The following is a 24,358-nucleotide window of genomic DNA, read 5'->3' as shown; positions in this document are numbered from 1 at the left end:
CCGCCCACACGGCGCCGCGCCAGCGCGCCTTGCGGCTGCTGGAGCTGGTGCATGCCGACGCCGATCTGCACGAGCTGGAGGCGGCCTTTCGCGAAGACGCGGCCCTGTCCTACCAACTGCTGCGACTGGTCAACTCCGCCGCGTTTGGCGCGCGCCGGGAAATCACCAGCTACGGGCAGGCCATCCTGATGATGGGCCGCAAGCCCCTCAAGCGCTGGCTGCACCTGCTGGTCTTTGCCGCGGGCGACGACGACGCCCGCGGCGCCATGCTGCAGATGGACGTGGCCCTGCGCGCGCGCGGCATGGAGGCGTTGGCGCAGGGTGCCGGGCTGGACCGCGTGGGGCAGGATCAGGCTTTCATGGCGGGCATGCTCTCGCGGCTGGACGTGCTGTTTGGGCAGCCTTTGCCCGACCTGCTGCGCCCGCTGGCCATCGGCGACGACCTGCGCGATGCCCTGCTCGTCCCCGACCAGGCCGCGCATCCGGTCGGGGCCCTGCTGCGCACCTGGCAAGCGGTCGAGGCCCGCGCGCTCGATGGTGTCACCCGCCACTGGCCGGCCTGGGGGATGGAGGGGCCCCGGTTCCAAGCCTGCATCCTGGCGGCCTGTCACTGGACTTTGGACCTGATCGGGGCGGGGGCCGGGCGTGAGCGATGCGCAGGATGATGGGGCGGCCGTCCACATCGAACTCGATGCCGCCGGCTTCGTGACCCACTGGCCCGCGCAGGCCGTCGCCCTGTTTGGCCTGCCGGCCTCGGCCGTCCTGGGACAGCCGCTGCCCTGGCTGCTCGACGACGGGCAAGATCCCACGCACCCCCAACCGGTGACTCTGCCCCACGAGGGCGAGGCCCTGCGGCTGCTGGTCGAGCGGCCGGATGCCAGCGGCCAGCCCCGCCGCCTGTGGAGGACGCTGCGGCGGCGCCACGACGCCCAGGGCGAGCCGCTCGGCCTGCATGTCCGCTACGAACCCGCCAGCGACGACGACAGCAAGCAAGCAGACCGATGGGCCCGCCTGGGCGGCCTGCTGCAGCGCAGCCCACTCGGCCTGGTGGTGCTCGACCCGGCAGGCCGGGCCGTGGTGGCCAACGCCGCTTTCACCCGCATCACGGGCCATGTCCCGGACGGCACGACGCCCCTCTGGCCCACCTTGTGGGCGGACCTCGCCCCGCCCCCGCTGGACGCGCTGATGCACGGCGACGAGGGCCACTGGCACGGCGAAGCCACGGCGCGGCACCGCGAGGGGCACCCGCTGCCACTGGGCGTCAGCCTGGGCGCCGTGCGGGTCGGGGCCGAGGCACAGCGGCATGTGCTGTGCGTGCTGGTGCCCCAGCAGCGCGATCCGCGCGCTCCCGGCGCTCAGCGCCTGCGCGACCATTTCGACCCCGTCAGCGGGCTGCCCAACCGGCTGCTGCTGGCGCAATTGCTAGGGCAGTTGCTGGCGCAGGCCCGGCGCAGCCGGTCGCTGATGGCGGTGTTGGCCATCCGCTGGCCCCGCCTGGGGCGCCTGTACGACACCCTGGGACACACCGTGGGCGACACCCTGGTGCGCGCGGCCACCGGCCGGTTGCAGGGCGCGCTGCGCGAGCAGGACCTGCTGGCGCGGCTGGACCACGACACGGTGGTCGCCGTGCTGCCGGGGCTGCCGCTGCGCGAGCACGCGGCCCTGGTCGCGCACAAGCTGATCGAGCGGCTGCAGCCGGCCTATGCCGCGCTGGACGGCGAGGTGGAGTGCCCGGCCTGCATCGGCGTGGCTCTGTTCCCCGACAACGGCCACGAAACGGCAGCGCTGTTGCGCTGCGCCGAAGCGGCCACCCAGCGCACGGCCGACCCGGACCAGCCACCGGTGACCTTCTTCAGCGCCGACATGCAGGCGCGCGCCACCGAGCGCCTGCGGCTTGAGCACGAACTGCGCCGCGCCAGCGCGCAAGGCGAACTGCGCCTGTGGCTGCAACCTAAGGTCAGCCTGCGCACCGGACGCATCGTGGGCGCCGAGGCGCTGCTGCGCTGGCAGCACCCCCGCCAGGGGCTGCTCGGCCCGGCGCACTTCGTCCCGCTGGCCGAGGAGTCGCAGCTAATCCTGGAACTGGGCGACTGGGTCCTGCAGGAGGCCTGCCGCATCCTGCGCCGCTGGAATGCCGGCGGCATCGCCATGCCCTCGCTGGCGGTCAACGTCTCGGCCCGGCAATTCCTACCCACGCTGCCCGGGCGCCTGGATTCCCTGCTGCGCGAACACGGCGTGGCGCCACGGCAACTGCAGATGGAGGTAACCGAAAGCGTGATGGTGCGCGGCGCCGAGAATGTCGTGCCCATCATGGAGGCCCTGGCCGCCATGGGCCTGGGCCTGGCGCTGGACGACTTCGGCACGGGCTACTCCAGCCTGGCCTACCTCAAGCGCTTTCCGATTCGCACGCTCAAAATCGACCGCTCTTTCGTCACCGGCATTCCGCACCAGATCAGCGACGGTGCCATCGCCCGCGCGATCGTGACCATGGGGCACCAGCTGCGCCAGGAGATCGTCGCGGAAGGGGTCGAGACCGTCGAGCAGATGCAATTTTTACGCGCGCTCGGTTGCGATCAACTGCAGGGCTTTCTGTTTAGCCCGCCGGTGGACCTGGACACCTTCGAAACCTTGGTGCGGCAAGACCGACGCCTGCCTCTGGATCCCCCCCATTCATGATGACCCTGACTGACGGCCTGCTGCTGGCGAGTGCCGCCTTTGCCGCGGGCGTGCTCAACGCCATCGCGGGCGGCGGCAGTTTTTTGACGTTCCCTGCGCTCGTGTTCACGGGCGTCAACCCCATCGTCGCCAACGCCACCAGCGCGGTGGCCGTCAGCCCCGGCTATCTGGGCAGCGCTCTGGGCATGCGCGACGAGCTGGCCCGAGTGCCGCCACACCGCCTGCGCATGGAGGCCAGCATCGCCGCGGTGGGCGGGGTGGTGGGGTCCCTGCTGTTGCTGATCACCCCGGCCAGCGCCTTTCGCGCCATCGTGCCGTGGCTGCTGCTGTTTGCCACGGTCGTCTTCATGGCCGGGCCGCGGTGCGTGCGCTGGTTGGCGGAGCACCGCGGCGGCTTCCCGGGCCGCGGCGCGCGGACCTGGGGGCTGGCGGCCGTGTCCGTGTACGGGGGCTACTTCAACGGCGGGTTGGGCATCCTGCTCATGGCGCTGTACACCGCGACGGGGGAGTCGCGCATCCACACTGCCAACGCGCTCAAAAACCTCCATTCGTTGGTGCTGTCGCTGCTGTCGGTGGCGACATTTGCGCTCGTAGGTGCCATCGCCTGGGGCCCGGCGGTGCTGATGATGGCGGCCGCCACCGCCGGGGGCTATGCGGGCGCACACGGCGCACGGCGGCTGCCCGCTGCCGCCGTGCGGGCGGTGGTCATCGGCACCGGGGTCGTGATGAGCGCCATATTCTTTTGGCGCGGCTAAACGGCCGGGGAGCGCCGGCGGCGTCTGGCACCACACCGGGAACCTGTCGCCCACTGGGCAGCCCGTTTGGACTGCGTTACGATCGCGGTATTTCGCCCACCACCGTCATCTGCCATGGACCGTATGCCCGACGTCCTGAGCGGACGTCTCGAACAAATCGCCTACCCCCACATCCGGGAGCGCCTGCTGCAACTGCAGGACGATTGGCCGGGCATGTTGGATTACGTGAACCATTTGTTCCTGGACACGCGGGGCGGCACGCGGCGCGGCTTCGATTTCACGACTGCCGCGGCGCTGATGGCGATCAAGCACGATCTGATGCTGCGGCTGGACGAATTTGCCCGCCTGCGCCACCAGGTGGCGCACCGCGACCCGCAGTTCACCGCCGGCGCGGGCAAGCCGGTCAACGGTTACGGCAAGATTCCGCTGCCCAAGCACTGGTGACGCCAGCGCGGCCGTCCCCGGACGGTTCGCGGCCGTCATCCCCGCCCTAGACGCCGCCCTCGGTACCGCCCCAGACCCGATCCAGCGCGGTCCAGGCGGCTTCGATGGGCGGTTCGCCCTGCCGCTCGGCCAGGCTGACGAAACTCAGCACACACCCCAGCGCCACCCGGTCGGCCACCACCAGCCCGCGCGCCTGCACCTCGCGGATAGCCACCGCGTCGCGCACCAGGCTCAGGCCCACGCCGGAGCGCACCAGGTCCAGCATCGACGCCTCCTGATCCACCAGAGCCACACGCCGCACCTGCAACCCCAGCGGCTGCAGGGTGCGGCGCAGCAGGCGGTGATGGGCCGACTCGGGCGGCGTCTCGATCCACGGCAAGGCCGCGAGCTCGGCCCAGCCGCGCCCCTGCACCTGCGGCCCCCACCCGGCGGGTGCCAACACGCGGTAGGTGAACGGGGTGAGCGTGCGCACGCGGTAGCGCCCCGCCGTCCCGCGGTCCTCGTCCGGGTCGCCGAGGTAGAAGCCCACGTCGTGTTCGCCCGCGTCCAGGCGCTGCAGCACCTCGCCGCTCATGCCCTGGCGCAACACCGTCTGCAGGAAAGGAGCGGTTTCCACCAGCTCGCGCAAAAAGGCCCCCAGGCGGGTGAACTCCGGGTCCAGGATGGTGCCGATGGCCAGCTCGCCGCGCACTTGCTGCCGCAGGCGCTGGGCGGCGCCGTCGAACTCGCGCTGCGCCGCCAGCACCCGGTCGGCCAGCGGCAACAGGGCCGCGCCATCGGGGGTCAGGCGCATGCCACGCGGGGTGCGTTCGAACAGCCGCACCCCCAGCCGCGCCTGCAAGGCCTTGAGCTGCAGACTCAAGGCCGGCTGAGTCAGGTGCAGGCGCCGCGCCGCCCGCGACAGGCTGCCTTCGCGGGCCACGGCGGCAAAGGCACGCATGGCGGTGTGGTCCATCTGGATATTAGATCACCTTATGTCTGACTTTTGAAAAACTCGCTGGTCAGGCGGATTGCACTCTTCTAAAGTGGGGGCTTTCACATGAGCCGGATTTAAGACCATGATCCTGACCCCCACCGCCATCGGCCACTACATCGGCGGCCGCCCCGTCGCCGGCCAGTCGGGCCGCCAGCAGGACGTCTTCAACCCCGCGACGAGCGCCGTCACCGGCCGCGTCGCGCTGGCCGATGCGGCCGAGGTGCAGGCGGCCGTCGCGGCCGCGCGGGCGGCCTTCCCCGCCTGGGCCGAACTGCCCCCGCTGCGCCGCGCGCGCATCCTGTTCCGGTTTCTGGAGCTGCTCAATCAGCAGCGCGACGAGCTGGCCGCCATGATCACCGCCGAGCACGGCAAGGTGTTCACCGACGCGCAAGGCGAAGTCACCCGCGGCATCGAGATCGTCGAATTCGCCTGCGGCATTCCGCAGCTGCTCAAGGGCGACTACACCGAGCAGGTCTCCACCGGCATCGACAACTGGACCATGCGCCAGCCGCTGGGCGTGGTGGCCGGCATCACGCCGTTCAACTTCCCCGTCATGGTGCCGATGTGGATGTTCCCGGTCGCGCTGGCCTGCGGCAACACCTTCGTGCTCAAGCCCAGCCCGATCGATCCGTCGCCGTCGCTGCGCATCGCCGAGCTGCTGCAGCAGGCCGGCTTGCCCGACGGCGTGTTCAACGTGGTGCAGGGCGACAAGGTGGCGGTGGACGCGCTGCTGGATCACCACGATGTGCGGGCCGTCAGCTTCGTCGGCTCGACGCCGATCGCCAACACCATCTACGAGACCGGCGCGCGCCACGGCAAGCGCGTGCAGGCCCTGGGCGGGGCCAAGAACCACATGGTCGTCATGCCCGATGCGGATCTGGACCAGGCGGTCGACGCGCTGATCGGCGCAGCCTTCGGCTCGGCCGGCGAGCGCTGCATGGCCATCTCGGTCGGCGTGCTGGTGGGCGACGTGGCCGACCGGATCATGCCCCGGCTGGTCGAACGCACGCGGGCGCTGAAGGTGCTGGACGGGATGAATCGGCAGGCCGAGATGGGCCCCATCGTCACCGACGCCGCGCGCCAGCGCATCACCGGCTACATCGAGGCCGGCGTGCGCGAAGGGGCACAGCTGTTGGTGGACGGCCGGGGCTTCGACGGCCGCAGCGCCGGCCCGGGCTGCGACCACGGCTTCTGGCTGGGCGGCACGCTGTTCGACCACGTCACCCCCGAGATGTCGATCTACCGCGACGAGATCTTCGGCCCCGTGCTGTCGTGCGTGCGGGTAGCGGACTTTGCCACCGCGGTGCGGCTGATCAACGGGCACGCCTACGGCAACGGCACGGCCTGCTTCACCCGCGACGGGCATGTGGCGCGTGAGTTTGCGCGCCGCGTGCAGGTCGGCATGGTGGGCATCAACGTGCCGATCCCGGTGCCGATGGCCTCGCACGGCTTTGGCGGCTGGAAAAAGAGCCTGTTCGGCGACATGCACGCCTATGGCGAGGAGGGTGTACGCTTCTACACCGCGCAAAAGAGCGTCATGCAGCGCTGGCCCGAGAGCACGCCCAAGGGCGCCGAGTTCGTGATGCCGACCTCCCAGTGAACACCTTCGACTACATCGTGGTCGGTGGCGGCACCGCCGGCAGTCTGCTGGCCAACCGCCTGTCGGCCAACCCGCGCCACCGCGTACTGCTCATCGAGGCCGGGCAAAAGGACGACTACCACTGGGTGCACATCCCGGTGGGCTACCTCTACTGCATCGGCAACCCGCGCACCGACTGGCTGTACAAGACCGAGCCGGACGCCGGCCTCAACGGCCGACAACTGCGCTACCCGCGCGGCAAGGTGCTGGGCGGCTGCTCCAGCATCAACGGCATGATCTACATGCGCGGCCAGGCACGCGACTATGACCAATGGGCGCAGATCACCGGCGACGACGAGTGGACGTGGGAGCGCTGCCTGCCCGACTTCAAGGCGCACGAGGACCACTACCGCCTGGATGCGGAAACCGACCCCGCATTTGCCGCCCTGCACGGCCACCGGCGCACGGGCAGCACGGGCGAGTGGCGCGTGGAAAAGCAGCGCCTGCGCTGGGACATTCTGGACGCCTTCGCGCAGGCGGCGCAGCAGGCCGGCATCCCGGCCACGGACGACTTCAATCGCGGCACCAACGAAGGGGTGGGCTACTTCGAGGTCAACCAGAAAAGCGGCTGGCGCTGGAATACGGCCAAGGCCTTTTTGCGCCCGACCTGCGAGCGGCGACCCAACTTCACCCTGTGGACCGGCGCGCAGGTCAAGCGGCTGCTGATCGAGCGCGGTGCCGACGGCGCCCTGCACTGCCGGGGCGTCGAGGTCTGGACCGCCCAAGGCAGCGTGGCGGCCCAGGCCGCGCGCGAGGTGGTGCTCAGCGCCGGCGCCATCGGCAGCCCGCAGATCCTGCAGCTCTCCGGCATCGGGCCCGCGTCCGTGCTGCGGCCCTTGGGGCTCGACGTGGTGGCGGACCTGCCCGGCGTGGGCGCCAACCTGCAGGACCACCTGCAAATCCGCGCCGTGTTCAAGGTACAGGGGACCGAAACGCTCAACACCCTGGCCAGCAGCTGGTGGGGCAAGGCCCGCATCGGCCTGCAATACCTGCTGACGCGCAGCGGGCCGATGAGCATGGCGCCCAGCCAGTTGGGCGCCTTCACGCGCAGCGGGCCGGGCTTCGATTGGCCCAATGTGGAGTACCACGTGCAGCCGCTCAGCCTGGACGCCTTTGGCGAACCGCTGCACCCCTTTCCGGCTTTCACGGCGAGCGTGTGCAACCTCAACCCCACCAGCCGCGGCACGGTGCACCTGCGCAGCCCGCGCTTCGAGGACGCGCCCGCCATCGCGCCCCACTACCTGTCCACCGCGCAGGACCGCCAGGTTGCGGCCGACAGCCTGCGTCTGACCCGGCGCATCGTCGCCCAGCCGGCGCTCGCCCCCTACCGACCCGAGGAATACCGTCCCGGCCCGCAGTACCAGACCGACAAAGAACTGGCGCGGCTGGCCGGCGACATCGCCACCACCATCTTCCACCCGGTGGGCACCACGGCGATGGGGCGCGACGGCGACCCGATGGCGGTCACCGACCCCCACTTGCGCGTGCGCGACGGGCACGGCGGGCGCATCGGCGGGCTGCGCGTGGTCGATGCCGGCATCATGCCCACCATCACCAGCGGCAACACCAACAGCCCCACCTTGATGATCGCCGAGAAGGCCGCGCGCTGGATCCTGGCCGGCGCATGACCGCGCTGCGGGTTTGTCCCAAGCCGCAGCGGGGACAGCGCCACCTAGAATACGCTCACTCGGACGCCGGAGCCTGTGCGCAGCCGGTCAGCTCTGAGAGGACCGAGGAGACAAATCAATGGCGCGGCATGGCAGCGAAGCGCCCGTTTGAGGGTAAACCCCGACAGAGACGATCCAGGTGCCACCGCCACAGGTGGCTTGCGACGACACCGGCAGCCCCGCTCCCGGTGTTTTTTGTTGCCGCGCGCACCGCGCGCAAGTCGATTCAGGCCCGGGTGTCGAGCAAGCGCCCCATCGCCTGATCGGCCGCTTTGAACACTTGCAAATTGGCCGCAAAATTGGTGGCCGCCATTTTCTGCTCCACCATGTCGGCGGCCAGATCGGCCCCGGGCTCGGGCCGCTTGTCGATGCGGGTGCGCACACCCGCGCCCGGCACGGGCTCGGCCTGACTGCTCACCTGCTCGCGGCGGTAGCCGTCGGTTTGCGCGTTGGCGATGTTGTTGGCCGCGCTGCTGAGCCGGGTCTGCGCCGCGCGCATCCCGGACAACGCCGCGCTGTTGATCCTGGCGTCCATGCCCGGCAGTGTACGTCCCGGGCGGAACTTCGTGCCAACGCGGCGACGAACGGCCCCGCCCCGGGCGCGGGCGTCAGCCCGCCGAGCGCCGGTTGAGCAGCGCGTACAAGCCAATGGCGCCAAAAGTCGCCGTGCCTATGCCGCCCAGGGCGAAGTCGCCAAACTTCAGCGTGAAATCACCCGTGCCCAGCACCAGCGTGATCGCCGCCACCAGCAGGTTCTTGTTGTCGGAAAAGTCCACCCGGCTGTCCACCCAGATCTTGGCGCCCGCCACCGCGATCAGGCCAAACACCACGATCGAAACCCCGCCCATCACCGCCAGCGGAATGGCCTGGATCAGCGCACCGAATTTGGGGCTGAAGCCCAGCAGAATGGCCATCAGACCCGCCACGACGAAGATCGCGGTCGAGTAGATCTTGGTCGCCGCCATCACGCCGATGTTCTCGGCGTAGGTGGTCACCCCCGTGCCGCCCGCGCTGCCGGCGACCATGGTCGCCACGCCGTCGCCCATGAAGGCGCGGCCCATGTACACATCCAGGTTCTTGCCCGTCATCGCCGTCACGGCCTTGATGTGGCCCAGGTTTTCGGCCACCAGAATCACGGCCACCGGCGCGATCAGCAGCATCGCATGGCCGCTGAACACGGGGGCGCTGAAGTTGGGCATGCCCAGCCACGCGGCATTGGCCACCCCCGACAGGTCGAGCGGCTTGCCCAACCCCAGGCCGTTGGCCAGCACGGCATACACGACACTGGCCACGATCAGGCCCATCAAGATCAACAGCCGCTGCACCATGCCGCGTGTGAACACCGCCACCAGCCCCACGCAAACGAAGGTCACCGCCTGCATCCAGGCATCGAACGGCGTCGGGGCCATGTTCTTGACCGGAATGTGCGCCAGGTTGAGGCCGATCACCGCCACCACCGCCCCCGTAACCACGGGCGGCATCAGTCGCTCGATCCATCCGGTACCCACCGCCTGCACGACGGCCCCGATGACGAAGTACAGCGCACCGCACGCGATGATGCCGCCCAGCGCCACGCCCATGTTGGCGTTGGGCCCCTGCCCGGCATAGCCCGTGGCTGCGATCACCACACCAATGAAGGCGAAGCTCGACCCCAGGTAGCTGGGCACATTGCCGCCCGTGGCAACGAAGAACAACAGCGTGCCGATACCGCTCATCAGGATCGCGACGTTGGGATCGAACCCCATCAGGATGGGCGCCAGCACCGTCGCGCCAAACATGGCGATCAGGTGCTGCACCCCCAACATGGCGGTCTGCGGCCAGGGTAGCCGCTCGTCCGGCCCGATGACGCCGCCGGCCTGCAGGGCGGCGTCAGATTTTTCCGTCCATTGGAACATGGTGGTTCTCGCTCCTCGCGTGGTTGCAGGTAAATGGGCGTGATTCTGCCCGTGTGCGCCATGCCCCTGCATGCCTCGTGTCAGGTCATGGGCGCCAGCGCGAGGGCAAGCAGGATTCGGGCCGGCCCGCCTGACACCGACGCGACGGGCCGCGCAGCGCCGCTCTCGATAATTCGGCCCATATGCCCGCCGTGCGCGGCCAACCGCGCCAATGGCCGAAGGAGACCGGATGCCCGCCCCCTACACCCCCCAGATTGGCCGCTACCAGGACTGGCTGCTGCAGCGCCATGGCCTGGGCTTTGACGACTACGACGCGCTGTGGCGCTGGTCCACCACCGAGCTGGCGGCGTTCTGGCAAAGCGTGTGGGACCACTTTGCCCTGGAGTCGCCCACGCCGCACCACGCTGTGCTGGAAGGTGCCGCCATGCCGCACGTACGCTGGTTCCCCGGTGCGCAGGTGAACTATGCGCGCCAGGTGTGGCGCCATGTGGAGCCGGCCGAGGCCGCGGGCCAGCCGGCCATCATCGCCGAGGACGAGCTGGGCCGCGTGCGCACCGTGGGCTGGCGCGAGCTGCAGCGCGACGTGGCCGCGTTGGCGGTGGGCCTGCGCGCGCTGGGGGTGCGGCGCGGCGACCGCGTGGCCGCCTATTTGCCCAACCTGGCCGAGACGGTGGTGGCCTTTCTGGCCTGCGCCAGCCTGGGCGCGATCTGGAGCGTGTGCGCGCCGGACATGGGCACGGCGGCGGTGCTGGACCGCTTCCGCCAGATCGAGCCGACCGTGCTGATTGCCGCGGACGGGGTGCACTACGCGGGCCGACCGCTGGACCGCAGCGCCACCGTGCGGGAGCTGCGCGCCGGCCTGCCGACGCTTTCTCATGTGGTCACGCTGCGCACGCCCTATGCGGCGGAGCGCCTGACCGAAACGCACGACTTCGCCGCGCTGGTCGATCGCGACGATGCGGCCGTGCGCGACTTTGCGCCCGAGTGGCTGCCGTTCGACCATCCGCTGTGGATCGTGTACTCCAGTGGAACGACGGGCCTGCCCAAGCCCATCGTGCACGGGCACGGCGGCATACTGCTGACCACGCTGGCGCTCAAAGTCCTACACAACGACATTGGCCCCAGCTACGACCCCAACAGCCTGGGCGAGCGCTTTCACTGGTACAGCTCTACCGGCTGGGTGATGTGGAACGCCCAGATCACCGGGCTGACCGGCGGGACCACCATCGTGCTCTACGACGGCAGCCCGGGCGGGCGCAAGGACGAGCCGGACTGGACCGTGCTGTGGCGTTTTGCCGCGCGGCACCGCGTGACGTTCTTTGGCGCGGGGGCGGCCTTCTATGGCAACGTCATGAAGGCGGGAGTCGATCTGGCCGCCCTGCAGGCGGGCGGACACGATCTGTCCACCATCCGTGCGCTGGGCTCCACCGGCTCGCCCCTGCCCGAGGAGGTGCAGCGCTGGGGCAGCGCGCAGTTGGCTCGCGTCTATGCGCTCGCGGGCCGCCCGGCCGATCCGGCCGCCCTGCCAGGGGGGCCCGGCGGGCCGGTGTGGTGGTGCAACATCTCCGGCGGCACCGACTTTTGCGGTGCCTTCATTGGCGGCCACCGGGGCCTGCCGCAGGTGCCAGGCCAGATGCAATGCCGGCAACTGGGCTGCGCGGTGGAAGCCTGGGACGCCGACAGCCGCGCCGTCGTCGGACAGGTGGGCGAGCTGGTCTGCGTGCGCCCCATCCCCTCCATGCCGTTGTACTTCTGGAACGACGAGGGCAATGCGCGCTACCTGTCGAGCTACTTCGACACCTACCCCGGCGTCTGGCATCACGGCGACTGGCTGGAGGTGCGCGCCGATGGCGGCTGCGTCATCTACGGCCGATCCGACGCCACCATCAACCGCCACGGTCTGCGCATGGGCACGAGCGAGATCTACGCCGCCGTCGAAGCGCTGCCCGAGGTGCTGGACAGCCTGGTGGTCGATCTGGAGTACCTGGGTCGCGAGAGCTTCATGCCGCTGTTCGTGGTGCTGCGCCCGGGGCTGACGCTGGACGAGCCCCTGCGCGAACGGCTGCGCGACGCCATCCGGCGTGCGCTGTCGCCGCGCTTCGTCCCCGACGCCATCGAGCAGGTGCCGGACATCCCGCGCACCCTCAGCGGCAAGAAGCAGGAGCTGCCGATCAAGAAGCTGCTGCTGGGCCAGCCGCTAGAGCGCGTGGTCAACCGCGACGCCATGGCCAACCCGGACTGCCTGGCCTGGTACGTGGCCTATGCCCAGACCCGCCAAGCCCAGGCCCCAGGCGGTACCCGGCCAGCCCCCGCGGGGTCATGACCCCAACCCCCAAACCGGCCGCCCCGCCACCACTTTGCGGCACAATCGGCGTATGACCGATCGCTCCGTCGAAGCCGAATTGGACCAGGCCCGCGCGCGCGGGCCCGTGCGCGACATCGTCATCCCGCCGTGCCCGGAGTTGCTGCGCCAACTGCAGGATGCCACCGCGCACGGCGAGCCCGCCCCCGCGGTGCTGGACACCATCGCCAGCAGCGACGTGGCCATGGCCGCGGCCCTGATCCGGCAGGCCAACAGCCCGCTCTACGGCCTGAGCCAGCCCGTAGCCACCGTGGGGCAGGCCCTGACCGTGCTGGGTGTGCGGCCCGCGGTGCAGTTGCTCATGGGCTTTCTGACGCGCAACGCCCTGCAGGTGCATTCGCCGGTGCTGGCGCATTTCTGGGAGAGCTCCACGCGCCGCGCCATCGCCAGCGAACACATCGGCCGCCAGCTCTACGACATGGACCCCGGGCTGGCGTACAGCTTTGGCCTGTTTTGCCACGTGGGCATGCCGGTGCTGCTACGCGGCGTGCGCGGCTATGCCGCCACGATCACCGAAGCGCTGGCCCGCAAGGACCGCACCTTCACCCAGACCGAAAACGCCAACCACCGCACCGATCACGCGGTGGTTGGTGCCATCGTCGCGCGCACTTGGCACCTGCCACCCCCGGTGGCGGTGGCCATCCGGCTGCACCACGACTTCACCTGCCTGGGTGGCACCCGCTATTCGGACACGGTGCGGCACCTGGTCGCCATGGGGCTAATCGCGGATCATCTGGTGCAGCAGCACGAAGGAGTACCCCCGTCGCCCGACTGGGCGCGGCACGGGTACGCGGCGCTGGCGCACCTGCAAATCGGTGCAGCGGAGGTGGAGCACTGGATCGACGAGCTGCACCCGGCATTCGAGGCGGTTCAGGCCCCCTAACCCCCGTTCAGCGCCGCCTGACCACCACGATGCCGGCCGCCACCCCGGCCAGCGCCAGCAGCAACTGCAGCGTCAGCGGCTCGCCCAACAGCAGCACGCCAAACACCAGCGTGAACAGCGGCGTCAGAAAAGTGAACGTCGCCATGCGGGTCGCCGGATAGTGGCGCAGCATCCACATCCAGGCCAGGTAGCTGGCAAACGCCCCCACCGCGGTCTGCAAAAACACCGCCCCCCACGCCAACGCCGAATAATCCATCGCCCAGCGCTCGCCCAGGGCCAGGGACAGCAGCGGGGTCACGGCCGCGGTGACCCCCAGCTGGTAGAACAGCGATTTTTCGGCGGCGACCGTGGCGATGCGGGTGGTGCGGATGGCCACCGTGGTCAGGCCCCAGAACAGGCCGGCCGCCAGCCCCATGGCGTCGCCCTTCCACTGCCCGGGCGTCGAGTCGTGCAAAACGCCTCGCTGAAGGCCACCGCCACCGCTGCGAAGGCCAGACACAGACCGGCCCACTGGATGGGGCGCAGCCGCTCCGCCGGCACGAAGCACGGCAGCAGCAACGCCACCCAGAACGGGCTGGTGTAGAGAAAGACCGTCAACCGCGAGGCGCTGGTGTGCTGCAGCCCCAGATAGATGAAGACGAACTCCGCCGCGAACAGCAGCCCGACCAGCAGCCCCCCCGGCAGCGAGCCGTCGCGCTGGAACAGCGGCACACCGCGCCCGCGGCACCACAGCCACAGCAGCGCCGTGGCGCCCCACATGCGCAGCGACGCCTGCCACAGCGGAGGGATCTCGCGCCCGGCAAACTTGATCAGGTTCTGCTGAAACCCCCAGAACGCGCAGCACACCACCAGCAACGACACGGCCAGCGTGTCGAGGTGGTCCTTGCGTTGGGGCAGGGCGGCGAAGGTCGTCAAAGCGGATGCTCGGTGTAGAACCGCCCGCCATGGTACAGGAGGGGCGAGGTCGAGCCGTCGTGGCGGCAGCGCAGCACCTCGGCCACCAGGATCACGTGGTCCCCCTCGACATACCGGCTGCGGCTGCGGCACTCGAAGACGGCTGCGCAGTCCGGCAGCAGCGGCACGCCGTCGGCGTTGGGCGTCCACGCCACGCCGGCCCAGCGGTCCGCCTGCCGGCTGGCAAACCGTTGGGCCAGGGCCTGCTGTTCCACCCCCAGCACATGGATGGCGTAATGCGCCGCCGACTCGAAGACGGGCAGCGCGCGCGAGCGCAGCGCCAGGCTCCAGAGCACCAGCGGCGGCTCCAGCGAGACGGAGTTGAACGAATTGGCGGTCAGGCCGACCGGTGCGCCATCCGCCGCGCGCGCGGTGACGATGGTCACGCCGGTAACAAAGCACCCAAGGGCGGCCCGAAACCGCTCGGGCGACGGTTCGAACATGGGGCGCGATTGTGCCTTGCCGCCGCCCGGCGCGTGGCCAGGCGGCGCAATGCCCGGGCCCGCATTGGGCTTGAGCGCTTGGGCACTGGGCGCTTGCGGGTTGGGCGCCCTGGGCCGCGGTTCAGGCCGTAGCGGACGCCGCGGCAGGACGCGCGGCGCGGTCGCGCGCCCCCGCGATGCCGACGAAGTCCATGGCGATTGCCGGGCGCTCGCCACTGATCAGCTCGGCCAGCGCCCGCCCGGAGCCGGCGCCGTGCGTCCAGCCCAGGGTGCCGTGGCCGGCGTTGATCCACAGCCGCCCCAAGGGCAGCCGACCGATCAGCGGGATGTTGGTGGGTGTGGCCGGGCGCAGGCCGCACCAGAATTGCGGCTCGCCGCCCTGCTCCGGCGTGCGCGTGTCGACCACGCCGGGGAAGAGCTGCTCGATGCGCTCCAGCAGCATGTGGCAGCGCGCCCGCGCCACCGGCGTGTCCAGCCGCAGGTCGAAGCCGCCCAGCTCGATCGTGCCCGCCACACGCAGGCGGTCGCCCAGTCGCGAGATGGCGATCTTGCGGCCATCGTCGAGCAGGCTGACCTGCGGTGCCCGCGCCGGATCGCGCAGGGCCAGCGTGGCGCTGTAGCCCTTGCCGGGGTAGATGGGCACGCGAATGCCCACCGTGGCCAGCAGCGGCGTGGTGTACGAACCGCACGCCACCACGAAGGCGTCGGCCTGCAAGGCGCGCGCCTGGCCGGTGGCGCGGCAGCGCAGGTGCACCCGCTGCACGGCGCCGCCCGCCACCTCCAGCCGCTCGATGTCGTGGCCGAACAGCAGCTGCGCCCCCTGGGCCGCGCAGCGTCGGGCCAACGCCTGGGTGAACACGCGCGCATCGCCGTGCTCGTCGGTGGGGGTGTAGGTACCCCCGGCGATCTGGCCGGCAAAGGGCTGCAGGGCCGGCTCGATGCGCAACAGCTCCTCGCGCGAGACCACCCGGCGCTGCACCCCGTGGCGGCGCATCAGCTCGGCGGCCTCGCCCGCCTCGGCAAACGCCTGGGCATCGGTGTAGACGTGCGCGATGCCGCGCTCGCTGCGCTGGTACTCGATCCCCGTCTCGGCCACCATCTGTTTGAGCGTGGCGTGGCTGAAGGCGCCCAGCGACACCAGTTGCGCCACGTTGCGCTCGAACGCGCGATCGGTGCACTGGCCCAGAAACTGCAACAGCCAGCGCCACTGCGCGGCATCCCACTGCGGGCGCCACAGCAACGGGGCCCGCTTGTCGAACATCCACTTGAGTGCCTTCAGCGGCGCCTGGGGGTTGGCCCACGGCTCGCAGTAGCTGACCGAAATCTGCGCCGCATTGGCAAAGCTCGTCTCCAGCGCCGCATCGGGCTGGCGGTCCACCAGCACCACCTCGTGCCCGCGCTGCAGCAGGTGCCACGCCGTCGAGGTGCCGATGATGCCTGCGCCCAGAACCGCCACTCGCATGTCCGTCTCCTTGGGCGGCCCCACCGCGTCCGTGCACGGATCGCCAACCGCCTGTGGGGCGGGAGTGTGCGCGATGGCGCGACAAATATAAAGCAATATTCACCAAACGGCGATAACATCAGCTAAACTAATGAATAACCGCCATGACCGCCACCTTCGACCCCGATGCCCTCGAATGCCTGGCCGCCATTGTCGAGGAGGGCGGATTTGAACGCGCGGCCCAGCGGCTGTCCGTCACGCAGTCGGCGGTGTCGCAGCGGCTGCGCGCGCTGGAGGCGCAGGTGGGCACCGTGTTGCTGGTGCGCAGCCGCCCGATCAAGCCGACACCGGCAGGGCGGTTGCTCATCAAGCACGCCAAGATGATGCGGCTGCTGCGCGCCGACCTGGAGCACGACCTGCGCGACCTGGCGCCCACGCTGGCGCGCCGGCCGCGCGACGAGGGGCGCATTTCGGTGGCGATCAACGCCGATAGCATCGCGAGCTGGGCGTTGCCGGCCGTCACGCCGCTGGTGCGCGACGGCGTGCCGCTGGAAATCATCCACGACGACCAGGACTTCACCCACGAATGGCTGCGCGAGGGCCAGGTGATGGGCTGCGTGACCTCGCTGGCGCAGCCGCTGCGCGGCTGCCGGCTGGAGCCGCTGGGCCGCATGGCCTACATCGCGGTGGCCAGCCCAGCCTTCGCCGCCGCGGCGCTGGAGGGGCGGCTGACGCGCCACAACTTTCACCGCGTGCCCTTCGTCGCCTTCAACCGAAAGGACGATCTGCAGCGCGATTTCGTCTGCCAGACCTTCGGGCTGCCCCAGGTGGTGCTGCAGCAGTGCTACGTCCCCTCGTCCGAGGGGCAGGTGCGCGCGGCGCTGGCCGGCTGGGGCGTGACCGTGGTGCCGCGCCTGGTCGCGGGGCCGGCCCTGCAGGCCGGCACGCTGGTGGACGTGGCGCCGGGCAGCGCCTACGCCGTGCCGCTTTACTGGCACTGCTGGAACCTGGACTCCGAAGTGCTCGCCCGCCTGACCCACGCGCTGCGCGACGCCGCGGCGACCCTGCTCGAACCCATGGCCTGAGCCACGGCCCGCCGGCACCGGATTCAGCTGCGGCCCAGCCCAGGGATGCCCGACCAGATCTCATCGAGATCCGGGATCTTCCACTGCGCCGGATCCTCGCGCTGCACCACCTGAACCGTGCAGCCCGGCGCCGACAGATCGATGCGCTCGGGCACGACCCGCTCGCCGCTGCGGATGGAAAACACCGTCTTGACCACCGGCTTGAGCAGGCTGCGCGGCGAGGGCTCGACCACGACCGCCAAGCGCCCCTTGCTCAGCCGCACCAGCGAGCCGACCGGGTAGATGCCCGAGCTGCGCACGAAGGCCTGAAAAACGCGCTCGTCGAAGTGGCCCTTCCAGCTCGCCATGCGCTTGAGCGACTCGGCCGGATCCCAGCCCGCCTTGTACGGGCGGCTGGAGGTGATGGCGTCGTACACGTCACACACAGCGCCCATGCGGGCCACCAGCGTGATGCCCTCGCCCGCCAGTCGGTCGGGGTAGCCTGTGCCGTCGTAGCGCTCGTGGTGGTGCAGGCAGACGTCCAGCGCCACCGCGTCATCGATGCCCGCCGCGCGCAGTCGCTCCCAGCCCTTGCGCGGGTGCTCGCGCACGATCGCAAACTCCTCGTCGGTCAGGCGACCGGGCTTGTTCAGGATCTCCAGCGGGACGTCGGCCTTGCCGACGTCGTGCAGCAGTCCGGCAAAGCCCGCCGCACGCGTCTCGTCGTCGGGCAGGCCGAGCTGACGCCCCATCGCCACCATCAGCGCGCACACCGCCACCGAGTGCATGTAGGTGTACTCGTCGGCGGTCTTGACGCGCGCCAGGCTGATCAGCGCACCGGCGTTGCGCGTGACGCTGTCGGCAATGTCGTCGGCCACCGCGCGCATGACCTGTCGGTCGATCGCACGCCCCATGCGCGCGTCCTGGAACATGTCCTTGACCGCGCCGCGCGCGCTGGCCAACAGGCGCGCGGCGCGCTGCAGCTCGACCGATTGGCTGACCGGTTCCAGCAGGCGCTGCACGCGCTCGTCGTAGGCCTGCAACGGCGCGATGTCCTGCGGCGCGTCCACCGCCTCAGCCACCGGCGCCTCGGGCGGCACATCGGCCCCTTGGCTGACGTCGATCCACACCTCGCGCACGGCGCTGGCGCGGATGCGCGCCGGATATCCCCCGGGGGGTACACACGGCACGCCCGACGGCACCGCCACCACCGACGCCGGGGCGAAGGCGCCCTGCTCGCCCTTGTCGGCATACCCCAGCGGATTGGCCACCACGCGGCAGCGGTCGACGCGGTAGTCGTGCGGGCAGTGCAGGTGGCCATGCAACCACACATCGGCCAGTGGCAGCAGGTCGTCCAGCCCATTGCAAAAGCCGGCCGTGCCAGGCTGCACGCCATAGCGCGGATCGGCGCTGCGCAGCGTCGGCGCAAAGTGGGTCACAACGACGGTGGGGCCGTCGAAGGGGGCCGACAGCGCCGCGCGCAGCCACGTCTGGCAACGCAGGGCCTCGTCGCGCATGGCCGCCGCGTCGAACAGCCGGCCCGCGCGCTGCGTGGCCATCTGGGTCAAATGGAAATTGGCGGCCCGAAAGGCCCGCTGTCGCTGGTGCAGCCGGTGCGCCTGCGGGTCGGTGATGGGCCGCGGCCGGCCACGGCGCTGCAGCGGCACCGAAGCCAGCGCGTCGAAGTCGCTCCACAGCGTCGTGCCCACGAAGCGCACCCCGTCGATGACGACCACCTCGCGCTCCAGCCATACGATGCCCAACCGCTCGCACGCCGCGCGCAGGCCCGCGTGGGCCTCGTCCCAGTCCAGGCCGTCGTACTCGTGATTGCCCGGCACGTAAAGCACCGGCGTGGGCCAGCCCCCGTATTGCGGCAAGGGCGAGAAGGCCTGCAAGCCCCAGTCGGGCAGCCCCAGCCGCCCCCCATCGGCGCGCCGTTGGTACGAGCCCACGTCCCCGGCCAGGACCAGCAGGTCGGCGTCCGCCGCCGGCGTGGGGACGAAACCGGTGTTGGCCTCCAAATGCAGATCCGACAGCAGTTGCACACGCATCAGTACGCCTCATCGGGTGCCGGGGCGCTGGCGACAGCGCGCACCACCGTCTCGCGCAGCCAGCGCTGGGCGCTGCCCAGCTCGGTTTGCCGGTGCCACAGCATGTCCACATGCACCGTGGGCACATCGATGGGCAGCGGCTGCACGGCCAGCTCGGCCGCGCGCCCCGTGCTGCTCAAAAAATGGTGCGGCAGCACCGTCAACAGATCGGACGTAGCCACCACCTGCCCAGCCGTAAAAAACTGATTGACCGTCAACACGATACGGCGCCGGCGAGACCGAGCAGCCAGCGCCTCGTCCACGAAGCCGAACGGCCGCCCGGAAAAGCTCACCAGCAGATGCCGCGCGGCGCAGTAGTCGTCCAGCGTCAGCGGCCCCTGGGCGAGCGGATGCCCGCGGCGCATCACGACGACGTAATGCCCCTCGTACAGCCGGCGCGACAAAAAGCGCGGCGCCTGCTCCTGCAGGTGGGTGGCGCCCAGCTCGGCCAACACCCCCGGAAAATAGCCGATGGCCAGATCCACCCCGCCGTCCTCCAGCAGCGGGCGCGGGTCGCGCGTGGTCAGGGGCAGCACGCGCAGCGTCACCCCCGGCGCCTCCCGGTCCAGGATTGCCACCAGCCCGGGGACGATCTTGGAGGCGGTGGCATCGGCCATGGCGAGCACGAACGCATCCTGCGCCTGCGTGGGGTCGAACGGCCCCGGCGCCAACGACTCGCGCAGGCGTTGCAGCGCCTCGCGCACCGCCGGCCAGATCTGCAGGGCCAGCGGCGTGGGCTCCACGCCATAGCCGGATCTCCGCACCAGGTCATCGCCCAGCAGCTCGCGCAGCCGCCGCAGGGCGTTGCTGACCGCCGGCTGCGATAGCGCCAGGTTGTGCGCGGCGCGGGTGAGGTTGCGCTCGGCCATCACCTCGTCGAAAACGCGCAGCAGGTTCAGGTCGAGGGTGCGGAAGTTGAGTCGATTTATCACCCCGGTGAATATATGACATTCCAAAAATTAAGTTGCAACCCGTCAGGGCAAACCCTAATATGCGAACCATCGCATTGCTGCAACGCAGCATCTTGGAGTCACACCATGAGCACCACGCTGATTCATTCCCCGAACCCGGCCCCCGCCGTGGGGGCCGGCGCAGGCGCCTCGCACGTCGAAGCCGCACGCCGCGCCGTCGCGCCGCGCGCGCTGGCCACCTTGCTGCTGGCAGCGGGTGTGGCCGCGCTGGCGGTGGTGACGGATCGCCTCATCGACACCTGGGCCGACGGCCACCTGCTGGCCGCCTGGGTGCTGATGTGGGCGGTGGTCTTCCTGGGCAGTCTGCTGCTGGCCTCGCCCGCCCGCCACGCCGCCCAGCGCGTCATGGCCGGCCTGAATGGCTGGGCGCTGCGCCGCGCCGTCGCCCGCGCCGAAGCCCGCACCGCCGCGCTGGCGCGCCGGGACGCCCGCCTGCAGGCCGAGCTGAACGCCCTGCGCCAGCGCATGGAAACCCCCGACGCGGCCTGGGCGCACGCCCTCAGCCCGCTGGGGCCAGAGCCAACCGGCGCCGCCCACGCGGTGCGCGAATGGGCGCTCAGCCAGGCCGAGCAGATGACCTGGCCCAACGGCCGGCGCTACAGCCTCTACTACGTCTGACCGGCGCGCGACGGCTCGCCCGTCGCCCCCTCCAACCGTGGAAAAGCCCCGCACGGCGGGGCTTTTGATTGTGGGCGGAACGTCTGCTCAGCCCAGGATGCGCTGCACCATGCGGGCCTTGGTCTCCACCAGCTCTGCCGGCAGATGGTGCGCCAACTTGTCGAACAGCTCTTGGTGCAGTTCCAGCTCGCGCGCCCAGTCCGCGGGGTTCATGTCGGTGACGGCGGCAAAGCGCTCGGGACCAAAGTCCAGCCCGTCCCAGTGGATCTCGCCATAAGTGGGGCTGATGCCGAAGGCGTGGTCCTCGCCCGCCACACGCCCTTCCAGCCGGTCGATCATCCAGCGCAGCACGCGCATGTTCTCACCGTAGCCGGGCCAAATGAACTGACCGTTCGCGTCCTTGCGGAACCAGTTGACGCAGAAGATGCGCGGCAGGGTGCGGCCCGTCTCTTCCAGCCGGTGCTCCATGTCCAGCCAGTGCTGGAAATAGTCGCTCATGTGGTAGCCGCAGAAGGGCAACATGGCAAACGGGTCGCGGCGCACCACGCCCTGCGCGCCGAAGGCCGCAGCCGTGGTCTCGGACCCCATGGTGGCGGCCATGTAGACGCCCTCCGTCCAGGTGCGCGCCTCGGTCACCAGCGGCACGGTGTTGGAACGGCGCCCGCCAAAGATGAAGGCGTCGATCGGCACGCCGGCCGGGTCGTCCCATTGGGCGTCCAGCGCCGGGTTGTTGGTGGCCGCGACGGTAAAGCGGGCGTTGGGATGCGCGGCCTTGCGCCCGGCGGCGCCATCGGCGGGCGTCCAGTCCTGGCCTTGCCAGTCCAGGCAGTGCGCGGGCGCGGGGCCCATGGCCTCCCACCAGACGTCGCCATCGTCGGTCAGCGCCACATTGGTGAAGATGACGTCCCGCGTCAGACTGGCCATGCAGTTGGGGTTGGTCAGCGTATTGGTGCCCGGGGCGACGCCAAAATAGCCGGCCTCCGGGTTGATGGCATAGAGCCGGCCGTCCGCATGCGGCTTGATCCAGGCGATGTCGTCGCCGATGGTGGTGACCTTCCAGCCCTCGAATCCCCGGGGCGGGATCAGCATGGCAAAGTTGGTCTTGCCGCAGGCGCTGGGGAAGGCTGCGGCGACGTGGTACTTCTTGCCCTCGGGGCTGGTCACGCCCAGGATGAGCATGTGCTCGGCCAGCCACCCCTCGTCGCGCCCCATGACCGAGGCGATGCGCAGCGCCAGGCACTTCTTGCCCAGCAGCGCGTTGCCGCCGTAGCCGGAGCCGTAGGACCAGATCTCGCGCGTCTCGGGGTAGTGGACGATGTACTTGGTGGTGGGGTTGCACGGCCACGCGACGTCGGCCTGCCCCGGCTGCAGCGGCGCGCCCACGGTGTGCACGCAGGGTACGAAATGCCCGTCGCTGCCCAGCACATCGTAGACGGCGCGGCCCATGCGGGTCATGAGCTTCATGTTCACGACCACATAGGGGCTGTCGGACAGCTCTACACCGATCTGCGCGATGGGCGAGCCCAGCGGCCCCATGCTGAACGGGATGACGTACATGGTGCGGCCGCGCATGCAGCCGTCGAACAGGCCCGGCTGGCCGTCGCGCCCGTGCTGCAGAATGCCCCGCATCTCGGCCGGGGCCATCCAGTTGTTGGTGGGGCCGGCGTCCTCGGCGCGTTCGCTGCAAATGAAGGTGCGGTCCTCGACACGCGCGACGTCGGACGGGTCGGTCCACGCCAGGTAGGAGTTGGGGCGCTTGACGGGATCCAGCCGCTTGAGCGTGCCGGCCGCGACCATCTGATCGCACAGGCGGTCGTATTCGGCCTGGCTGCCGTCGCACCACTCGATGCGGTCGGGCTTGCACAGGGCGGCCATGTCGGCCACCCAGGCGATCAGGCGGGCGTGTTTGACATACGCGGGGGTGTTGAGCTGGAGTCCCTGCATCACGGGAGCATTCATGGCGGTGAAACCCTGGATCGCGGTGCGCCCGAGCCTGCCTCAGCGGATGCTGGCCGACACGCTCCGGCGACTCAATGGCATCGAGCCGGTGCCGGGCACCGGCCGTCGGGGACCCCACGGCCGATCGTCACGCGGATCGCGGTGGCAGCAACGACACGAGGCCCGCGGGATAGCCCGGGCCCATGCCGGTCCGGCAGGGTCGAGCGGGCATTGTATGTAGCGCCCCCGCGGGTCGGGGCACGCTCGCCGAAAACCCCCATGCAAAACATGCATGAAATCATGACGCCCAGATGACGGCCGCGGCACCCGGGGCCACACCCACGCGCCGATAACAAAACCCCGCCAGGCCAAAACCCGGCGGGGTCACTCAAGCCGGCTTGCGCGGCAACGGGGCAGGAGCCCCCCGCGCGGAGCCCGATCAGGCCATGAAGACGGCGATGAACGCAAGCAAGAACATCAGAATGGCGCCGGCCACCGGAATCAGCCAGGGGATCACGGGGACGATGGCCTCGGCCGGGTCGGCCGCGGCGGCGCTGTGCTCGGTCGAGGGAACGTGTGCCATGCGGGATCTCCAGGGTTGTCGGGACGGAGCGGCAGCGGTGGCCGCCCGCTGGATTGTAGACAAAATGCCCCCATGCACGATCACCCGCCAAGCGCCACCCCCGATCTGATCGAACCGCCCGCCGAGGCCCTTCTGCTGGCTGCCGGCCGCGGCGAGCGCATGCGCCCGCTGACCGACGCGTGCCCCAAGCCCCTTCTGCCCGTGCGCGGCCGGCCACTGCTGGTCTGGCACTTGGACGCGCTGGCCCGCGCGGGGGTGCGGCGCGTGCTCATCAACACCGCGTGGCTGGGCGAGCAAATCCCGGCGGCTTTGGGCGACGCGTATGACGGCCCGCACGGCCCCGTGGCGCTGGCCTATTCGATGGAGGGCCGAGACTTCGACCGCGCCCTGGAAACGGCCGGGGGCATCGCCCGCGCCCTGCCGCGGATGGCGGATGTGTTCTGGCTGGCGGCGGGGGATGTCTTCATGCCGAACTTTGGCTTCGACCCGGCCGTGCGGGCGCACTTTGCCCGCGGACCGGCGCTGGCCCACCTGTGGCTGGTGCCCAATCCGCCGCACCACCCGCGCGGCGATTTCGGACTGGATGCACAGGGCCTTGCACTCGACCTGCCGGCCGACGACCCGCGCCCGCGCTGGACCTACGCCACCGTGGCGCTGCTGCGTCGCGCGCTGTTCGAGCCGCCGTGGTGCGACATCCCGCCCGGCAATCCCGAGGGTATGGTCGCGCCGCTGGCCCCGCTGCTGCGCCGGGCCATGGCCGCCGGCCGCGTCACTGCCGAGGTCTGGGGCGGCGGCTGGACCGACGTGGGCACCCCGCAACGCTGGGCCGCACTGAATGCCGACGCCGAGACGCCGGGCACGACGGCGGCCTCGACGCAGGACGCCGGGTGACCGACCGTGCCCCCAGCATCGGCCATGGCCCACCCCGATTGCGGGGGATCGTACCCCCCGTATCATCC

20 protein-coding genes and 2 pseudogenes are annotated in these 24,358 nt (G+C 70.4%); 11 read left to right on the top strand and 11 right to left on the bottom strand.

Translation table 11 applies throughout. The features are described 5' to 3' along the window. Positions 1 to 29 precede the first annotated feature (29 nt). From V7026_RS02075 to V7026_RS02060, 4 genes are all read left to right on the top strand, one after another. Entirely contained in the window at positions 30 to 665 is a 636-nt protein-coding gene (locus V7026_RS02075) for an HDOD domain-containing protein (RefSeq protein ID WP_334153586.1), read from the top strand. Further along, entirely contained in the window at positions 646 to 2,676 is a 2,031-nt protein-coding gene (locus V7026_RS02070; RefSeq protein ID WP_334153585.1) for a putative bifunctional diguanylate cyclase/phosphodiesterase, read from the top strand. The genes V7026_RS02075 and V7026_RS02070 overlap by 20 nt, the downstream gene beginning before the upstream one ends. Then, a complete protein-coding gene (locus V7026_RS02065) occupies positions 2,673 to 3,431 on the top strand; it encodes a sulfite exporter TauE/SafE family protein (RefSeq protein ID WP_334153584.1) in 759 nt (252 codons plus the stop codon). Before V7026_RS02070 ends, V7026_RS02065 begins: the two co-directional genes overlap by 4 nt. A gap of 114 nt (positions 3,432 to 3,545) precedes the next feature. Continuing rightward, positions 3,546 to 3,875: a hypothetical protein gene (locus V7026_RS02060; RefSeq protein WP_334153583.1), complete on the top strand. Its 330-nt coding sequence runs from the start codon at positions 3,546 to 3,548 to the stop codon at positions 3,873 to 3,875. 46 nt (positions 3,876 to 3,921) lie between these two features. On the opposite strand, the gene V7026_RS02055 is transcribed toward V7026_RS02060, so the two are convergent. Continuing rightward, the gene (locus V7026_RS02055) at positions 3,922 to 4,830 is read right to left on the bottom strand and encodes a LysR family transcriptional regulator (RefSeq protein ID WP_334153582.1); all 909 of its coding nucleotides are present in this window, start codon (positions 4,828 to 4,830) and stop codon (positions 3,922 to 3,924) included. Positions 4,831 to 4,933: 103 nt separating this feature from the next. On the opposite strand from V7026_RS02055, the gene V7026_RS02050 reads away from it, so the two are divergent. Next, entirely contained in the window at positions 4,934 to 6,451 is a 1,518-nt protein-coding gene (locus V7026_RS02050; protein ID WP_334153581.1) for a CoA-acylating methylmalonate-semialdehyde dehydrogenase, read from the top strand. Further along, positions 6,448 to 8,118: a GMC family oxidoreductase gene (locus tag V7026_RS02045; protein ID WP_334153580.1), complete on the top strand. Its 1,671-nt coding sequence runs from the start codon at positions 6,448 to 6,450 to the stop codon at positions 8,116 to 8,118. Before V7026_RS02050 ends, V7026_RS02045 begins: the two co-directional genes overlap by 4 nt. 265 nt (positions 8,119 to 8,383) lie before the next feature. Here V7026_RS02045 and V7026_RS02040 read toward each other — a convergent pair whose 3' ends face one another. Both V7026_RS02040 and V7026_RS02035 read right to left on the bottom strand, forming a co-directional pair. Further along, positions 8,384 to 8,692 (bottom strand): flagellar basal body protein, encoded by a 309-nt coding sequence (locus tag V7026_RS02040; RefSeq protein ID WP_334153579.1) that lies wholly within the window; start codon positions 8,690 to 8,692, stop codon positions 8,384 to 8,386. Between the two features lie 73 nt (positions 8,693 to 8,765). Further along, on the bottom strand, positions 8,766 to 10,052 hold the full coding sequence (locus V7026_RS02035) for a solute carrier family 23 protein (RefSeq protein ID WP_334153578.1): 1,287 nt from the start codon (positions 10,050 to 10,052) through the stop codon (positions 8,766 to 8,768). A gap of 229 nt (positions 10,053 to 10,281) precedes the next feature. Between V7026_RS02035 and V7026_RS02030 the strand changes: the two genes are divergently transcribed. Continuing rightward, positions 10,282 to 12,375, top strand: a complete 2,094-nt coding sequence (locus tag V7026_RS02030) for an acetoacetate--CoA ligase (RefSeq protein ID WP_334153577.1) — start codon at positions 10,282 to 10,284, stop codon at positions 12,373 to 12,375. Between the two features lie 52 nt (positions 12,376 to 12,427). After that, positions 12,428 to 13,297, top strand: a complete 870-nt coding sequence (locus tag V7026_RS02025) for an HDOD domain-containing protein (protein ID WP_334153576.1) — start codon at positions 12,428 to 12,430, stop codon at positions 13,295 to 13,297. A 7-nt stretch (positions 13,298 to 13,304) separates the two neighbouring features. On the opposite strand, the pseudogene V7026_RS02020 reads toward V7026_RS02025, so the two are convergent. The 3 genes and pseudogenes from V7026_RS02020 to V7026_RS02010 form a co-directional block, all read right to left on the bottom strand. Continuing rightward, a pseudogene (locus V7026_RS02020) lies at positions 13,305 to 14,194 on the bottom strand (DMT family transporter). A 14-nt stretch (positions 14,195 to 14,208) separates the two neighbouring features. After that, positions 14,209 to 14,694: a flavin reductase family protein gene (locus V7026_RS02015; RefSeq protein ID WP_334153575.1), complete on the bottom strand. Its 486-nt coding sequence runs from the start codon at positions 14,692 to 14,694 to the stop codon at positions 14,209 to 14,211. 121 nt (positions 14,695 to 14,815) lie between these two features. Continuing rightward, the gene (locus tag V7026_RS02010) at positions 14,816 to 16,156 is read right to left on the bottom strand and encodes a D-amino acid dehydrogenase (protein ID WP_334153574.1); all 1,341 of its coding nucleotides are present in this window, start codon (positions 16,154 to 16,156) and stop codon (positions 14,816 to 14,818) included. A gap of 143 nt (positions 16,157 to 16,299) precedes the next feature. Between V7026_RS02010 and V7026_RS02005 the strand changes: the two genes are divergently transcribed. Further along, positions 16,300 to 17,220 (top strand): LysR family transcriptional regulator ArgP, encoded by a 921-nt coding sequence (locus tag V7026_RS02005; RefSeq protein WP_334153573.1) that lies wholly within the window; start codon positions 16,300 to 16,302, stop codon positions 17,218 to 17,220. Positions 17,221 to 17,243: 23 nt separating this feature from the next. On the opposite strand, the gene V7026_RS02000 is transcribed toward V7026_RS02005, so the two are convergent. The 3 genes and pseudogenes from V7026_RS02000 to V7026_RS01990 all read right to left on the bottom strand — a co-directional run bounded on the left by V7026_RS02000 (position 17,244) and on the right by V7026_RS01990 (position 20,218). Continuing rightward, positions 17,244 to 18,389 (bottom strand): HD-GYP domain-containing protein, encoded by a 1,146-nt coding sequence (locus tag V7026_RS02000; RefSeq protein WP_443082300.1) that lies wholly within the window; start codon positions 18,387 to 18,389, stop codon positions 17,244 to 17,246. A 9-nt stretch (positions 18,390 to 18,398) separates the two neighbouring features. Then, positions 18,399 to 19,250: pseudogene (locus V7026_RS01995) on the bottom strand (metallophosphoesterase); the annotation flags it as partial. Continuing rightward, complete coding sequence (locus V7026_RS01990; RefSeq protein WP_334153606.1) at positions 19,250 to 20,218, bottom strand: LysR family transcriptional regulator; 969 nt, start codon at positions 20,216 to 20,218, stop codon at positions 19,250 to 19,252. The pseudogene V7026_RS01995 and the gene V7026_RS01990, both read right to left, overlap by 1 nt. 108 nt (positions 20,219 to 20,326) lie before the next feature. Between V7026_RS01990 and V7026_RS01985 the strand changes: the two genes are divergently transcribed. Continuing rightward, entirely contained in the window at positions 20,327 to 20,878 is a 552-nt protein-coding gene (locus tag V7026_RS01985; protein ID WP_334153572.1) for a hypothetical protein, read from the top strand. An 87-nt stretch (positions 20,879 to 20,965) separates the two neighbouring features. Here the strand turns inward: V7026_RS01985 and V7026_RS01980 are convergent, their stop codons facing one another. Further along, positions 20,966 to 22,837, bottom strand: a complete 1,872-nt coding sequence (locus tag V7026_RS01980; RefSeq protein ID WP_334153571.1) for a phosphoenolpyruvate carboxykinase (GTP) — start codon at positions 22,835 to 22,837, stop codon at positions 20,966 to 20,968. A 418-nt stretch (positions 22,838 to 23,255) separates the two neighbouring features. Further along, positions 23,256 to 23,399 (bottom strand): hypothetical protein, encoded by a 144-nt coding sequence (locus tag V7026_RS01975; RefSeq protein WP_197484434.1) that lies wholly within the window; start codon positions 23,397 to 23,399, stop codon positions 23,256 to 23,258. A gap of 72 nt (positions 23,400 to 23,471) precedes the next feature. Here V7026_RS01975 and V7026_RS01970 point away from each other — a divergent pair, with 72 nt between their 5' ends. Next, the gene (locus V7026_RS01970; RefSeq protein WP_334153570.1) at positions 23,472 to 24,290 is read left to right on the top strand and encodes a nucleotidyltransferase family protein; all 819 of its coding nucleotides are present in this window, start codon (positions 23,472 to 23,474) and stop codon (positions 24,288 to 24,290) included. Positions 24,291 to 24,358: the final 68 nt, after the last annotated feature.

Origin of the sequence: Tepidimonas sp., from assembly GCF_036825565.1 — a bacterium.
In the GTDB taxonomy this organism is placed as follows: Bacteria; Pseudomonadota; Gammaproteobacteria; order Burkholderiales; family Burkholderiaceae_C; genus Tepidimonas.
This window is presented reverse-complemented; position numbering and strand designations above follow the sequence as displayed.